A 14,700-nucleotide genomic window follows, 5' to 3' on the forward strand; every position below is an offset into this window, starting at 1 on the left:
CCTCATAATGGTGTGAATCCATTTAAATTCAGAAAATATTTATCTAAAATAGAACTGAATTTCATTGTTGAAAACTCCGCAAACTCCCTATTTCAGGGAATTGCATCAATTTTAAATGATTTAAATAATTTTTAAGTTTTTATTTCAAAAAGTTATTCACATTTTTGAGATGATTACGGAGGGGTAATCAAACCGTAATTGATTTGAAATGGTTATTCTCTACCATATACCATCACATTCAGGAGAATGAAAATGGTGAGTATCGAATATATCCTAAAAAAAGAGTATCCAAAATTATTTGAATATCCTGATCTTATTTCAAAAAGCGTTGTCAAAATTTCACAGTGGATCGTTCATGAAAATTCGATTAATCGATTTATGGCAATGCATGAACAAAAAACCGGTTTGGCATTTATTGACGCGGCTCTGGAACATTTAAATGTATCGTATAAAATCAACAATCGTCAAGTAGAAAATATACCGGCCATCGGAAAAGTCATTATCATCGCCAATCATCCTCTCGGTGCGTTGGATGCCCTTTCTCTCATTCAAATGGTGTGCCACGTCCGACAAGATCAAAAAGTGAAAATTGTTGCCAACAAGATGCTCTCCTCCATACCGCAGCTCAAAGAATTTTTAATCAGTGTCGATAACATGAATGAAAAAGTCTCAAAATACGCATTACGACAAATTGATACGGCATTGCGCGCAGAAGAGGCGGTTATTTTTTTTCCGAGCGGAGAAGTTTCGCGAGGGGGGATGTTCGGACTCAAAGAGGGGGCGTGGAAAGGGGGATTTGTAAAATTTGCCAAACGCAATAACGCCCCCATCCTCCCCATTTTTATCCGGGCAAGAAACAGTTCGCTGTTTTATACCGCATCATGGATTTACAAACCGTTGGGGACATTGCTGCTCAGTCATGAGATGTTTGCCGCACGCAATCGGGTTTTTGATATGACAATCGGCAAACTGGTGAGCGAAAAAGCGTTAAACGATTTTAATCTGACCGATAAACATCATGCAAAACTTTTTCGAAAACATCTGCTTCGAATCGCAAAAGGGAAAGTGGGGATCTATCCTACCGAATGTTCGATCGCCCATCCGGTATCGCGGCAAGATATCCGTGCCGAATTAAAATTCGGTGAACGGATCGGTACGACAAGCGATAACAAACACATTTATTTGATTGAACATGAAAATGCTCCCAATCTGATTAACGAAATCGGGCGCTTGAGAGAGTACTCGTTTCGAAAAGTGGGTGAAGGGAGCGGAAAGGCAAAAGATCTGGACGAATACGACCGTTATTATCATCACCTCGTTTTATGGGACGATGAAGCGCTGGAAGTGGTAGGGGCTTATCGTATCGGTGAATGCGGATGGATCCTTTCATGGCTGGGACAAGAGGGACTCTATCTGAGTGATCTGTGTGATATCAATGAACGGTTTGATCCGATTTTAGAAGATGCGATTGAATTGGGACGCAGTTTTGTGCAACCGAAATATTGGGGAACGCGGGCACTGGATTATCTATGGCAGGGGATCGGTGCGTATCTGAGTCATAATCCGCACATCAAATACATGATCGGGCCGGTAAGCATATCGGGGAGTTATCCGAAACATGCACAAGAAGCGCTGGTCTATTTTTACAATCTTTATTTCGGATCGGATCACAGTTATCTGAAAGCAAAATCACCCTATCGCCTCTCTGACTTCGTAGAGGCGGAATTTGGAGAACTTTTTTCCGGAAATAATTACACTGAAGATTTTAGAGTGCTGAAGGATTATCTTAAAACGTTTGACGTTGCGGTTCCAACCCTTTATAAACAATACAGTGAGTTGTGTGAAGAGGGGGGTGCTCAATTTATCGATTTCGGGATCGATGTCGATTTTAATAATTGTATCGACGGATATATTTTGGTAGAGATAGCAAAAATAAAAGCGGTAAAACGGCAACGCTATATACAGGCTGTTTAATAGACTTCTTGCATAACCTTGCTATGCAAGAAGTTTTCTGCCTCGAAGAGGCAAGCTTTAGCGCCATAGCGGCTAGCGTAGTGCTTTGGGCTTTGCTCAAAGCACGTTTAAAAGAGAGTTCTGCAAGAACTCTAATAAAAAAACTGATGTTACCCACCCCCTGAAGCTACCCGTATCTTTCGGATACGGGAGATTACCAACCTTATACGTATATACCGTTAAAGATTGACGCTATAGTGTCAGTGATCAACATTCATCGCTTCAAAACACTCTTTGACAAAATCTTTTTCCGACTCAATGCGATACACCTCATTTTCATACTCAAATTCAAGCGACTGGGCGTGAAGCAATAGACGTGTCGAACCGCTTTTTTTCAGTCGTTCTTGAGCGCTCAACTCTTTTTTTATAAAACGGACGATCTCCTCTTCTTCAGGGCCGTAGACCGGATCGCCGATGATCGGATGATTCACGTGAAACAAATGAACCCGTATCTGATGGGTGCGCCCGGTTAACGGCGATGCCTCTACCAACGTCATATCGTGTTCGGGAAAATAACGGAGGGGTTTGATAATCGTATGAGCTTTTTTCCCTTCGGGATGAACTTTGACCACCATACTGATTAAAAGGTTAGGATGATCGTTTCGAAATAGGGGTTCATGAATGTCAAGAGATTCACTCAAATGACCTTTGACCAGTGCAAGATAGCGTTTGGTTATAGCGCGTTGTGAGAATAACCGTTTTAAAACAGCCTCGCTTTTTTTGTTGCGTGATACTAAAACCAAGCCGCTTGTTTCCTGATCGATACGATGGGTTGCGTTAGCATCATCTCCAAACTGATGTTTGATCTCATCGTTCAGCGTATAGGGGGAGAGGCGGCTGTGAGGATGGACACTCAAACCGCTCGGTTTGTCATACACGGCAAAGTCGTTAGTGACAAACATCGGTTTGAATCCTTGGGTAGAGGGCTCAAAACAGATGAACTCACAATCACCCTCAATGTATCCGAATTGATCACACATAACGGTACCGTTTTGGGACAAACGGCCTCTGGCAATCAGACGTTGTCCTTCGCTGCGGGTTAGTCCTAACTCATCCATCAAAAAGGTGAGGGCCATTTGATACTTAGGCGAATGAAGTTTTTTAGTAATGAAAGGCATGAAAATCATTTCGCTTTCATAGCGTCGAAACACTGTGTAATAAAATCTTCTCTGGATACGATATGGTATGGATTATCGCCATAGGTAAATTCAAGCGAATGGGCATGGAGTAAAAGGCGTGATGCTCCGGTATTGGCATACCGTTCTTCTGCCGACATCTCTCTGTCTAAAAAACGGACGGCATCGTTTTCATCTTGATTATAGATAGGATCGCCGACGATAGGATGTTTCACGTGAAACAAATGAACCCGTATCTGATGCTGCCGTCCGGTATAGGGGGAAGCTTCGACGAGGGTGGTGTCGGTTTCCGGAAAATAGTGCAGAGGCTTAATGAAGGTGCGAGATGCTTTCCCCTCCGGATGAACCCGTACGATCATACGTATGACAGAATCGGGGTCTTCACGCCGCAATAGCGGCTCTTGTATATCGAGCGGCTCTTGTAGATGCCCTTTGATTAGTGCGAGATAGCGTTTGGTGATTTGGCGCTCTTCAAACATCATTTTTAAAATCCGCTCGGATATTTTGTTGCGTGCGGCTAAAACCAAACCGCTCGTCTCTTGATCGATGCGATGGGTGATATTGGCCTCGTGGCCGAAACGGTGTTTGATCTCATCATTGAGCGAATAAGGGGTGTGACGATTTTGAGGGTGGACAAGCAATCCGCTTGGCTTATCATATACGGCAAACTCTTCCGTTACAAATGTCGGTATCAGACCGAATGAAACAGGTTCAAAACAGATAAAATCAAAATCTCCTTCGATATACCCCGCGTTATTGGACATGACAATACCGTTTTGAGAGAGTCTCCCTTTGGAGATGAGCCGCTGCGCTTCGCTTTGGGTTATCCCTAGCTCTTGGATTAAAAATAAAAAAGCTTTTTGTCGCGTAGGGGCATGAAGCTTCTTGGTAATAAAGGGCAATTTAATTCCTTTTTAGGGAGGGTTGGATAGACTAAAAATATAGTTTAAGCGCGATATCTAAAAGCGCATTTTAGCATACTAAGGAAAGCAAATCATGGTAGATCGTTACGCCAGAGAAGAGATGAAATCCAAATGGAGCATCCAAGCAAAATATCAAGCATGGCTTGATGTTGAAAAAGCGGTTGTACAGGCATGGAACAGATTGGGACTTATCCCGGATGAGGACGCAGAGAAGATCGTAAAGAATGCGGGATTCAGTGTTGAACGGATTGATGAGATCGAAGCGGTAACGAAACATGACCTTATCGCGTTTACGACATCGGTATCCGAAACTCTCGGAGAAGAGAGCCGTTGGTTTCATTACGGCATGACCTCTTCGGATACGGTCGATACGGCAGTGGCTCTTCAGATGCGTGATTCTCTTGCATTGATTATCGATGATGTCAAAATGGTGATGGAATCGATCAAGAAGCGCTCAGAAGAACACAAGATGACGTTGATGGTAGGGCGCAGCCACGGTATCCACGGTGAACCGATTACGTTTGGCCTCGTGTTAGCGGTATGGTACGATGAGATGGCACGCCACCTAACAAACCTGGAACAAACGATGGAGGTCATTGCCGTCGGTCAGGTATCGGGGGCAATGGGGAACTTCGCTCACGCACCGTTAGAGCTTGAAGAATATACATGTGAAGCGTTAGGGCTTAAAGCGGCTCCCGCTTCTAACCAGGTTATACAGCGTGACCGTTATGCCCGTTTGGCAAGCGCGTTGGCCCTTCTTGCCAGTTCGATCGAAAAATTTGCCGTGCAGGTACGTCATTGGCAACGTACGGAAGTCTACGAGTGTGAGGAATATTTTTCCAAAGGGCAGAAAGGGTCATCCGCAATGCCACACAAACGTAACCCTATTTTGACCGAAAACATCACCGGTTTGGCCCGTATGGTTCGTGCCTATGTCGTTCCGGCGATGGAAAACGTCGCGTTATGGCATGAGCGCGATATCTCCCACAGCTCGACGGAACGTTTTTGGTTGCCGGACAGCTTTGTCACGTCCGATTTTATGCTCCACCGTTTTAACAGCGTTATCGCCAATCTCGTCGTCTATCCGGAAAACATGATGCGTAACCTCAACCTAACGGGCGGTTTGGTTTTCTCTCAGCGGGTACTGTTGGAGCTTCCGCTTAAAGGGGTAAGCCGTGAGGATGCCTACCGTATCGTTCAGCGTAACGCGATGAGAGTGTGGGAAGGGTTGCAACAGGGGAAAAGTGCCGTCAACGAAAAAGGGGAGAGCCTCTATCTTCAGTATTTGTTGGATGACGAAGAGCTGGGGCAAAGTTTGAGCGAAGAGGCGATTCGCGAATGTTTCAATTTTGATTACTACACGAAAAATGTAGACCGTATTTTTGCCAGAGTATTCAAATAATCCAAAATAGAAGTTCAAAGGGAGAAAGATGCTAACCATTATCAAACGTAACGGCCGACGTGAGCCGCTCGATATTACCAAAATTCAAAAATATACCTCTGCCGCCGTCAAAGGGCTTGCCAATGTATCCCAGAGCGAATTGGAAGTGGACGCACAGATCCAGTTTCGTGACGGAATTACGAGCAATGAGATTCAGCATACGATGATCAAAACCGCTGTCGATAAAATTGATATTGACAGCCCTAACTGGACGTTTGTCGCATCACGCCTTTTTCTTTACGATTTGTACCACCGAGTCAACGGATTTACGGGTTACAGCAGTTTAGAGAGTTATTTTGAACGCGGCGAGACGGAGGGGCGTATTCTTCTGGGATTAAAAGAGAAATACGATCTGAGCGATCTCGACAAATACATCGTCCCCGAACGGGATCTGGAATTTAACTACCTTGGGGTTAAAACCCTTTATGACCGCTATCTGATCAAAGACCGCAATGGCGACCCGATCGAATTGCCGCAGCATATGTTTATGGCGGTTGCGATGTTTTTGGCGCAAAATGAGACGGACGCTCAGGGATGGGCCAAAAAATTCTATGATATGATCTCCAAGTTTGAGGTGATGCTGGCAACCCCTACCCTCTCGAATGCACGGACGACACGTCACCAGCTCAGTTCGTGTTACATCGGTTCAAGTCCCGATAACATCGAAGGGATTTTCGATGCCTACAAAGAGATGGCCCTCCTCTCCAAATTCGGCGGCGGGATCGGCTGGGACTGGACGCAGGTACGTGCAATGGGATCGTTCATCGACGGCCATAAAAACGCCGCCGGCGGAACGGTGCCGTTTTTGAAAATCACCAATGACATCGCGATCGCAGTCGATCAGCTGGGGACCCGTAAAGGGGCAATCGCCGTTTATCTTGAACCGTGGCATATGGATGTTAAAGACTTTCTGGATATCAAGAAAAACTCCGGTGAAGAGCGCCGTCGTGCCCATGACCTCTTCCCTGCCCTATGGATCAACGATATTTTTATGAAGCGGGTTATCGAAGACGGTATCTGGACGATGTTCGACCCGTTTGACGTGAAAGATCTCTCCGAATTGCACGGGGCGGCATTTGAAGCGCGTTATCTGGAGCTAGAACACGATAAGAGCGTCGTTAAAGAGCATACAAAAGCGAAAGATTTATGGAAAAAAATTCTCACCAGCTATTTTGAGACGGGGAGCCCGTTCCTGTGTTTCAAAGACAGTGCCAACCGTGCCAACCCGAATGACCATTTTGGGATTATCCGCAGTTCGAATCTGTGTACCGAGATTTTTCAAAACACCCAGCCGAACCACTATCGGACGAAGATTAAATTTGAAGACGGCAGTTTCCTGACTTACGAAGAGGATGAAAGGGTCCGTGTCGACAGCGGAATCGAAAAACCGGCAAAAAAAGTGACGGCGCTCGATTCAATCGGGGGGCGTCAAATCTATATCGTCGAAAAAGAGAAAATCGACGGAGCGACGGCGGTATGTAACCTTGCTTCGGTTAACCTTTCGCGTGTGAATACGAAAGAGGATATTGACCGGATCGTTCCGGTTGCAATCCGTGCCCTTGATAATGTTATTGATCTGAATTTCTACCCTCTCGAAAAAGTGAAGCGGACCAACATGCGCAGCCGCGCGATCGGTCTGGGGGTCATGGGGGAAGCGCAGATGTTGGCGGAACAAAAAATCGTTTGGGGGTCGCAGGAGCATTTCGACAAGATCGATGAAGTGATGGAAGCGGTGAGTTATAACGCGATTAAAGCGTCCAGCGATCTTGCCGTCGAAAAAGGGTCGTATGCCGAATTCGAAGGGTCCAAATGGAGCCGAGGTATCCTCCCGATGGACCATGCGACGGCAGAGGTACGAAATCTCGTCGATCGCGGCGGATTGTTCGCCCCCAATTACGAATGGGATGTTCTACGTGAAACCATCAAAAAACAGGGGATGCGTAACGGTTACCTGATGGCGATTGCACCGACGAGTTCGATTTCGATCCTCACCGGGACTACGCAGGCGATCGAGCCGGTATACAAGCGCAAATGGTTTGAAGAGAACCTCTCGGGACTCATCCCCGTGGTTGCACCGAAACTGAGCCCGGAAACATGGGGATACTACACTCCAGCCTACGATCTCGATCAGACCATCCTCGTCAAAGCGGCGGCCATCCGTCAAAAATGGATCGATCAGGGGCAGAGCCTCAATATCTTTATCACCCTCGATAAAGCGAGCGGAAAGTACCTGAACGACATCTACATGACGGCTTGGAAACTGGGTCTCAAATCGACCTATTATCTCCGTTCCCAGTCACCGGAAGCGAAGAACGATACTGCCGATCGGACGATGGAGTGTGAAGGGTGCCAGTAAAGCCTCTGAGTGCTCAAGCGCTCAAAAACCTGCTTGAACGTACGGATTCTGCCCGTGAGGGGCAAATCCGCTCCCTTACCCCCCTCTCCCCTACTTCCATAGAAATTCGTTTCAGTGTTCAGGACATCGCACGCGGCTATGATTGGATCGATGTGATGTTCCGGATTGAGGGGGTGAATGATGCCAAACTCGTGAGTGACAATGTTCTACGCGGATTGGATATGTCGGAGGGGATCACGGTGGAACTAACACCTAACACCTGCGCGTTAGCCATTGGAAGTTATAGCGGGCGTGTTAGCGAAGCGCCGTGTTATATTTTTGGAGCTTCAATGGGATATGAAGAGCTTCCCTTTAGCGGTTAATCAGCTCTTTTACGCACGATTCGATCATTGCATAGACGGTTTCAAATCCTTCGAAGCCTTCGAAAAAATAGGGGTCAGGGACATCGGCTCCGTTATGCCCGTAATCTCCCAGCTTCACCAGATTTTGACATCCCAGCGCTTTGAGATCACGATAATTGCTCGTATCGAGGGCTACGATCAGATCAAATGATCTAAAATCGTTTTTTTGTACCTGACGGGCGCGCAGAGAGGAGATATCGACGCCGTTTTTGCGGGCGACGGTGACTGAGTGTTCGCACGGCGGTTCGTCGACGTGCCAGCTCCCCGTTCCGGCCGAATCGACGGTGATAGTGTGCCCCCCCTCCTCTATCAGCTTTCGGGCTACCCCCTCGGCGATCGGTGAGCGGCAGATATTTCCCAGACAGACGAACAAAATAGAGTTCATAGATGCTCCATTATGTAAATTCGGTTTATTTGAAGAGAATGATTCAAAGCTATTAATGAAGCGATTGTCAACCGTTCTTTGAGATGTTCTTTTTCCAAGTTGTCTCCTTGCTTTTTAATATTTATCTTTAATAATTTATTTTTCCTATCTCCAATTTATTAAAGCGATCAAACGCTGCAAAGTACCCATTTTGGCTTTGTATTGCTACCTTCATTGCATATTTTCTTTAATTTATTGGAGAGTTCATTTATTAAATTATTAATCTTTGTCTTTCTTTGATTATAGGTTGTCTTAGTCAAATTTGAGGACTTAGCCTTGACTATATATCAAGATTATTTCACCTACCTTTAATAATTTATCGCATACCTTATCTAAAGCTTGTCTAAAATACGGCTAATCTTGTCTAAACTATTTTGCTGTTCAATATCCATACACCCTTTTGCGAAGAGCCCGAAATTGCGATACTTTGATCCTTTTTTGACATAGAGTACAAGATGTTTCTAATCTTATTATGCTTCTGTTTCTCGTCTAAAATATCAGGAAGCTTGTCTAAAAGTAAAGCAGTAATATCGTGACGCTTTGCATATTTAAATGTTTTGAGATAATCAAGAATCAAATTTTTATAATGTTTATCATCCAATCCACGATTTTTGATATAGCCTGCTTTGTCACCCGTTGCGTTTGCCACCGAAGCTGATACATAAAGATTTGGTTTTCGCCCTTCGATAAGTCCTTTATCTCGAAGCTCTTTTAGTGTTGCATCGTCGGAAGGGAGATTTTTAACGACACGATCCAGTGCGATAACGTCATGCAAGCTAAGTTCCTGATTTGTCGCAAGGAGTTTGCTGTATCGCTCATCTATAATCTGACCAAAAATCGTTACTTGAACACGGTTAGGTTCAATTTGATAATTTGGCATAGGGAAAAATCGCTGTCGAAGTTTGGAGTAAATACGTCTGATACCACTGCCAATGGTATCGATCATATTAATCTCAACCATCGCTTGGCACAAAAATGGGTTGCGATACAGTTCAGGCGGTGCGTCACGCTCTATGACATTTTCAACATTTTCAGGAATGAAGCTTCCGACGTTTGAAAATACAAGTTTATCAGGAAACTCGACGACATTGATGCGACCGCCTATTTCATAGTCTTGGTGCGCAATGCAGTTATGCAGGGCTTCGTAAATGATCCAAGGATCGTATTTGTCTATCTCATCGGGAAAAAGTTTGCTGTCCGCCATGTAGCGATATTTATAATTTCGGATCTTTGCATGAACCTTTTGTGCGCTGACAAGCAACGGTAATCCGAAATGCTCATACCCTTGCTCGATTCCGTCGCGGTCTTTGAGTACCCATGTGATACGTGGAACAGCGGGGGAGAGTAAATGCACCGCTTCCGATTTGCCCAATAGCAAAAGGGTACTATTGGTGATCTTGCTATCAAGTGTGAGCTTGGCTTTGTTGAGAAATATTCTATCGTCCCATTGCGCGATCTCTTCGGAAAGGTTGGGATGTTTGGTGATGTATTCCGCTCTCGCCAAACGGATCGCTTCGGGGTCGAGATTTTCTAGGGTTGCACCCTCACAGGTATGTGCTGACCAATCCTCGACTTTCCCAAGCGGCTCTGCCAAAATAGAGGCTTCTCGTTCGGGTCTGAGTTCGATGAGGCTGTCGCCGCTTCGTTGCCATGCTTTGTTATGGGCGTACACGGGCTTGCGTGGCAGATGTTTTGGGACATGGACGATCCAAACGGTTTGTTGAGTGTCCGTTGTCGTATGAGCCTCCATGAATAGCCCCTCACTGCTGAGATTCGGGCAAACCCCTAGTAACCGATGTGGGAGTGTTTCGGGCGTGTAGTCGTGGAAATTGTTGATACCGACGATGTCGAGCGTACCGTCTTTGACACCGATAACGATATGCCCGCCGTTCATATTGGCGATAGCTGAAATATACGTGGATAAATCTTCACCCTTTGCCCCCGAAATGCTATGTTTGAGATTTTTGAATTCTTTCCATTCACACGATTCGTTTTCTTTTGGATAATGAGCTTTAAGATAGTTTTGGAGTTCTGCGGCGGTCATTTTCATACAGTCTTTTCTAGCAGACAGATAAAAAACCCGTCAATTGTGTCGGTCGGCAAAATACGGACGCCGTTTTGAATCCGTTCGTCGAAAATCTCTTTCCCCCACCGCTGTAGAGGCTTTTGAACGTTATCGAAGGGTAAGGACAGGGGAAGGGTCTTTAAATGCTCTCCATGGCGCTCTAAGAGATGCTGAAGAGGGCTTTCGTTCTCCTCCGGCGAAAAGGAACAGGTGCAATAGAGGAGTTTGCCTCCCGGTTTGAGGGCGTCGAATGCCGAAAGCAATAATCGGCGCTGGAGCTTGGAGGTCTCTTTGACTTTGTGGATGGTCCAAAACGACATCGATTTGGGGTCGTGGGTTTTGAACCGCGCTTCGGAGGAGCACGGCGCGTCGAGGAGGATCCGGTCGAACATCTCGGGGCATTTTTTCCCGACGCTGCGTCCGTCGGTCATGTAGGTGTGGGCGTTGGTGACCCCTTGGTTTTCCAGATTGTCCCGAAGCCGGAAAAAGCGCTCACGCGAGAGCTCTACGGCCGATAGCCAACCGGTGTTTTGCATCATCCCCGCCAGCATCAGCGTTTTTCCTCCGGGAGCGGCGGCGAGATCGAGGACGGTCTCTTCGGGCTTTGGAGCGAGGATCATGGGTGCGACCATTGAGGCGAGGTTTTGGATATAGAGTCTCCCGCCGTAAAAGGCGTCTGTCTGGGTGAGCGCGAGTTTATCGGCGGGAGAGATACGGTAGACGCCCTCCAGCCATCCGACACGCTCGTAGGGTATTTCTGCCGCTTGGAGTTCGCTTTCGAGGGATTCGGCCGTCGATTTGAGGGTGTTGACCCGAAAAGTGACCTGTTTGGGTTCATCAAACGTGCGGATGATCGATTCAAACTGTTCACGCGGAACAATCCGGGAGAGGCGTTCGACAAAAGCTTCGGGAAGAGTTGTCGTCATGTGCGTACCGCCATCCGGACGACCGAAGCGATCCCGACATGCCCTCTTCCCTCATTGAGATCGGTATCCATCTCATAAAGCTCGATGATGGAACACGGGGCCGATTCCAAAATACTGCGGAGCTCTTCGGCCGTATAGAGGAGGGTTTCGTCTTTGGGACCGCCGGTCGTTTTCGGGAGCTGATCGATGGAAAAAAACTCTCCGACAAAGACTCCTGCTGGGTTGAGAGAGGCGATAGCCTTTTCAAATACTTCGGTTCGAAGGGGCTCGTTGAGATGGAGAAACGAACACATGATCGCATCGTAGAATTCGGCAGGATTCCAGAGCTCGAGATCGGTATGGATCAAGGCTACTTCGAGGTTTTGCTCCTTGGCCAGCATGGCGGTTTTGGCCAAACCGATATCGGACGCATCCAGCGCCGTGACGGTGTGACCGAGAGATGCGGCGTAGATGGCATTGCGCCCCTCCCCCTCTCCGAGAAACAGGAGGGATCGGCTGGAAGGGAGGAGATCGATGTGGGATTTGAGATAGAGGTTGGGATGGATACCGTAGAAGTACCCTTCTCTGCCGAAACGTTCGTTCCAAAATTCGCGTTGGGTACTCATCGTCGCACCACCCCATCGAGTACCGGAACAAAATCGCATACTTCAAGGGGATCTTCGTGAATCTTACCCCCTTGTTTGGTAAAACGGGTAATCACCTGCTGGTTCCCTTTTTCGACGGGGGCGATTAAAATTCCCCCCTCGCGCAGCTGATCGAAGAGCTTTTTGGGGATCGAACGGGCTGACGCGGAGAAGAGGATCCGGTCGAAGGGGGCATATTGTTCCCATCCGTTTTGGCCGTCGTCGGTACGGGTGTGGATGTTGATGAGCTTGAGGGTTCGAAAGCGCTCTTTGGCCTCCAGAAGAAGCGATTCGATCCGTTCGATGGTGAAGACCCGGCGGAATATTTTGGCCAGAACGGCTGCCTGATAGCCGCTGCCGCACCCGATTTCCAAAACGCTGTCACACCCTTCCGGAGCAAGGTACTGGGTCATTTTGGCCACCGTAAGGGGGGAAGAGATGTATTGCTGCGCTCCGATAGGGAGTGCGTCGAGGCGATAGGCGTTATGACGCATCGCCAGAGGGACAAACGCTTCGCGGTTAATTTGGACGATGGCGTTTCGGACGGTGGGGCGAAGGGGAAACTTTTTGGCAATCTCTTCGACCATACGGGTGGTTTTAATGGCGGTTACTTTATCGGTCACGGTTGATTCCTACATCAAGGTAGCGGCGCATACTCTGCACCGTACGCTCTTCAAAATGGGAGGTGAGGTGTTCTGCCCCGTTGTTGCGGAACTCTGCGCCAAAAGGGGTGATGATGCCGCTCATGCCGCCGGTCTCTTCGTTGGCTGCATCGGACGCGACAACGTAGCACTGGTTTATGAGTGCGAGGGCATTGGTGAGGGTGACAAAATGGTCGCTGCGGAGTTTTCCCCATTGGGCCGGAACGGCAATGAGGTCGCACCCCTCCAGTTGCTGCCACAGGGCTTTAAAACGTAGTTCGAAACAGATGAGGATACCGATGCGGATTCCATCGACGTCGAAGGGGACAATCGCCTCTTCCCGCTCCGGCGAAAAATGGTCGGTCTCGCCGCCGAGGGGAAAAAGTTTCGCTTTCCCCTGCCGATGGAGGATCGCGTTTTTGTGGAGGGTGTAGGCAATGTTGTAAAACTCCCCTCCCCTTTGTGTGATGGCCGTAAAGATAAGGATCTGTTCGTCAATGATCCCCTGCAAACGCTTCAGCGCGATTTCGGTAAAGGCGGCCGCTTCGTCAAAGCGCTCATACGCAAAGCCGCTCAGACACACCTCGGGGGCAACGATAAGTGCATTCTTCGGAGATTGCGATATCAAACCGACAAGGTGATCGAGATTGCGTTCAAATGACGGATCGGTTCGAAAACAGAGCGAAACGATAGGACGGGTGTTAGAAGTCGTCAAAGCTGAGGCTTCCTTTGGAGTAGTTGGTGACGGTCCCTTCGAAGAAGTTGGTTTTCTGATCGTTGAATTTACTGAAATCATCGACCCATTTGATCGGATTGGAGACGTTGTACAGGGGCTTGAGACCGACGGCATTCAGGCGCGTATCGGCGAGAAACTGGATGTATTGTTCCACGATGTCGTTGGTAAGCCCAAGAATCTGCCCCTGGGTGATGTATTTGCCCCAGGCACTCTCCAACTCCACCGCTTTGCGGAACATTCCGTAGACCTCTTCGATGAGCTCTTCGGTAAAGAGATCGCTCCGTTCGCGTCGCAGGGTGTTGATGATGTTCTGGAATAAAACGAGGTGGGTCACTTCGTCGCGCTGGATAAAGCGGATCATCTGAGCGCTCCCCAACATTTTCCCCGATCGGGCAAGGGTGTAGATGTAGGTGAATCCGCTGTAAAAATAGATCCCTTCCAAAATCTGGTTGGCGAAGCACGCTTTGACAAACGCGCTCTCGCTCGGATCATTGGCCAGTTCGTCATAGCGGGCGGCAATGGAGTCGTTTTTGGTTTTGAGCATCATGTCGCGGCGCCAGAGGTCATAGATCTCTTCGCTGTTTTGGCTGATCGAATCGACCATGACGGCGTAGCTTTGGGAGTGGAGGGCCTCTTCGAAGCTCTGGCGTACCAAAATGAGATTGATCTCGGGAGCGGTGACGTAGGGATTGATGTTGTCCATGATGTTGTTGGTTTGGAGCGAATCCATGAAAATGAGCTGGGATAGGGCTTTGTCGTAGGCCGTTTTTTCCATCTCGGTCAGGTATTTGTAGTCAACCGCATCACGGGTCATGTCCACCTCTTTGGGGAACCAGGTGTTATTGAGCATCATCTCCCAAAGATTGTAGGCCCATTGGTATTTGATATTGTTAAGCTCAAAAATACCGGTTGGATTTCCGCCAAAAATACGCCGATCGTTAACATGTTCATTGGAACTTGGGTTGTAGATTTTTTTGCGTTTCATGGCGGCATCCGTATGGTGAGATAAAGAGGC

General features: G+C 47.6%; 13 protein-coding genes. 4 read left to right on the forward strand and 9 right to left on the reverse strand.

Annotated features, from left to right (window positions below; translation table 11 throughout):
• The first annotated feature begins 252 nt into the window (after window positions 1-252).
• Window positions 253-1,974 carry a GNAT family N-acyltransferase gene (locus M0P91_RS02210; RefSeq protein WP_295063865.1) on the forward strand — a complete coding sequence of 574 codons (1,722 nt, stop codon included), beginning with the start codon at window positions 253-255 and terminating at the stop codon, window positions 1,972-1,974.
• Between the two features lie 239 nt (window positions 1,975-2,213).
• Here M0P91_RS02210 and M0P91_RS02215 read toward each other — a convergent pair whose 3' ends face one another.
• Complete coding sequence (locus M0P91_RS02215; RefSeq protein ID WP_295063867.1) at window positions 2,214-3,131, reverse strand: RluA family pseudouridine synthase; 918 nt, start codon at window positions 3,129-3,131, stop codon at window positions 2,214-2,216.
• 5 nt (window positions 3,132-3,136) lie between these two features.
• Window positions 3,137-4,051 (reverse strand): RluA family pseudouridine synthase, encoded by a 915-nt coding sequence (locus tag M0P91_RS02220; RefSeq protein ID WP_295063870.1) that lies wholly within the window; start codon window positions 4,049-4,051, stop codon window positions 3,137-3,139.
• 94 nt (window positions 4,052-4,145) lie between these two features.
• Between M0P91_RS02220 and purB the strand changes: the two genes are divergently transcribed.
• From purB to M0P91_RS02235, 3 genes are read left to right on the forward strand one after another with little or no spacing between them, the layout of a single operon-like run.
• Window positions 4,146-5,474, forward strand: coding sequence for an adenylosuccinate lyase (gene purB, locus M0P91_RS02225; RefSeq protein ID WP_295063871.1), 1,329 nt, complete (start codon window positions 4,146-4,148; stop codon window positions 5,472-5,474).
• Between the two features lie 28 nt (window positions 5,475-5,502).
• Window positions 5,503-7,869, forward strand: a complete 2,367-nt coding sequence (locus M0P91_RS02230) for a ribonucleoside-diphosphate reductase subunit alpha (protein ID WP_295063874.1) — start codon at window positions 5,503-5,505, stop codon at window positions 7,867-7,869.
• On the forward strand, window positions 7,860-8,231 hold the full coding sequence (locus M0P91_RS02235) for a hypothetical protein (protein ID WP_295063877.1): 372 nt from the start codon (window positions 7,860-7,862) through the stop codon (window positions 8,229-8,231). Before M0P91_RS02230 ends, M0P91_RS02235 begins: the two co-directional genes overlap by 10 nt.
• On the opposite strand, the gene M0P91_RS02240 is transcribed toward M0P91_RS02235, so the two are convergent.
• The 7 genes from M0P91_RS02240 to M0P91_RS02270 form a co-directional block, all read right to left on the reverse strand.
• Window positions 8,221-8,655, reverse strand: a complete 435-nt coding sequence (locus M0P91_RS02240) for a low molecular weight protein-tyrosine-phosphatase (protein ID WP_295063879.1) — start codon at window positions 8,653-8,655, stop codon at window positions 8,221-8,223. The genes M0P91_RS02235 and M0P91_RS02240 overlap by 11 nt on opposite strands.
• Before the next feature lie 403 nt (window positions 8,656-9,058).
• Window positions 9,059-10,744, reverse strand: a complete 1,686-nt coding sequence (locus M0P91_RS02245; RefSeq protein ID WP_295063881.1) for an ATP-binding protein — start codon at window positions 10,742-10,744, stop codon at window positions 9,059-9,061.
• Window positions 10,741-11,685 (reverse strand): RsmB/NOP family class I SAM-dependent RNA methyltransferase, encoded by a 945-nt coding sequence (locus tag M0P91_RS02250; protein ID WP_295063882.1) that lies wholly within the window; start codon window positions 11,683-11,685, stop codon window positions 10,741-10,743. Before M0P91_RS02250 ends, M0P91_RS02245 begins: the two co-directional genes overlap by 4 nt.
• The gene (locus M0P91_RS02255) at window positions 11,682-12,290 is read right to left on the reverse strand and encodes a bifunctional 2-polyprenyl-6-hydroxyphenol methylase/3-demethylubiquinol 3-O-methyltransferase UbiG (RefSeq protein ID WP_295063885.1); all 609 of its coding nucleotides are present in this window, start codon (window positions 12,288-12,290) and stop codon (window positions 11,682-11,684) included. The genes M0P91_RS02250 and M0P91_RS02255 overlap by 4 nt, the downstream gene beginning before the upstream one ends.
• The gene (locus tag M0P91_RS02260) at window positions 12,287-12,931 is read right to left on the reverse strand and encodes a protein-L-isoaspartate(D-aspartate) O-methyltransferase (RefSeq protein WP_295063887.1); all 645 of its coding nucleotides are present in this window, start codon (window positions 12,929-12,931) and stop codon (window positions 12,287-12,289) included. Before M0P91_RS02260 ends, M0P91_RS02255 begins: the two co-directional genes overlap by 4 nt.
• The gene (locus M0P91_RS02265; protein ID WP_295063889.1) at window positions 12,921-13,664 is read right to left on the reverse strand and encodes a carbon-nitrogen hydrolase family protein; all 744 of its coding nucleotides are present in this window, start codon (window positions 13,662-13,664) and stop codon (window positions 12,921-12,923) included. The genes M0P91_RS02260 and M0P91_RS02265 overlap by 11 nt, the downstream gene beginning before the upstream one ends.
• Window positions 13,651-14,670 (reverse strand): ribonucleotide-diphosphate reductase subunit beta, encoded by a 1,020-nt coding sequence (locus M0P91_RS02270; RefSeq protein WP_295063892.1) that lies wholly within the window; start codon window positions 14,668-14,670, stop codon window positions 13,651-13,653. The genes M0P91_RS02265 and M0P91_RS02270 overlap by 14 nt, the downstream gene beginning before the upstream one ends.
• Window positions 14,671-14,700 lie beyond the last annotated feature (30 nt).

This window comes from Sulfuricurvum sp., assembly GCF_023229695.1.
Taxonomy (GTDB): domain Bacteria; phylum Campylobacterota; class Campylobacteria; order Campylobacterales; family Sulfurimonadaceae; genus Sulfuricurvum.

Excerpts from the sequence above, each read along its gene's own strand:
- purB (WP_295063871.1), top strand. The coding sequence starts at position 4,146 with ATGGTAGATCGTTACGCCAGAGAAGAGATGAAATCCAAATGGAGCATC.
- M0P91_RS02215 (WP_295063867.1), bottom strand. The coding sequence starts at position 3,131 with ATGCCTTTCATTACTAAAAAACTTCATTCGCCTAAGTATCAAATGGCC.
- M0P91_RS02250 (WP_295063882.1), bottom strand. The coding sequence starts at position 11,685 with ATGACGACAACTCTTCCCGAAGCTTTTGTCGAACGCCTCTCCCGGATT.
- M0P91_RS02230 (WP_295063874.1), top strand. The coding sequence starts at position 5,503 with ATGCTAACCATTATCAAACGTAACGGCCGACGTGAGCCGCTCGATATT.
- M0P91_RS02240 (WP_295063879.1), bottom strand. The coding sequence starts at position 8,655 with ATGAACTCTATTTTGTTCGTCTGTCTGGGAAATATCTGCCGCTCACCG.
- M0P91_RS02270 (WP_295063892.1), bottom strand. The coding sequence starts at position 14,670 with ATGAAACGCAAAAAAATCTACAACCCAAGTTCCAATGAACATGTTAAC.
- M0P91_RS02210 (WP_295063865.1), top strand. The coding sequence starts at position 253 with ATGGTGAGTATCGAATATATCCTAAAAAAAGAGTATCCAAAATTATTT.
- M0P91_RS02245 (WP_295063881.1), bottom strand. The coding sequence starts at position 10,744 with ATGAAAATGACCGCCGCAGAACTCCAAAACTATCTTAAAGCTCATTAT.
- M0P91_RS02255 (WP_295063885.1), bottom strand. The coding sequence starts at position 12,290 with ATGAGTACCCAACGCGAATTTTGGAACGAACGTTTCGGCAGAGAAGGG.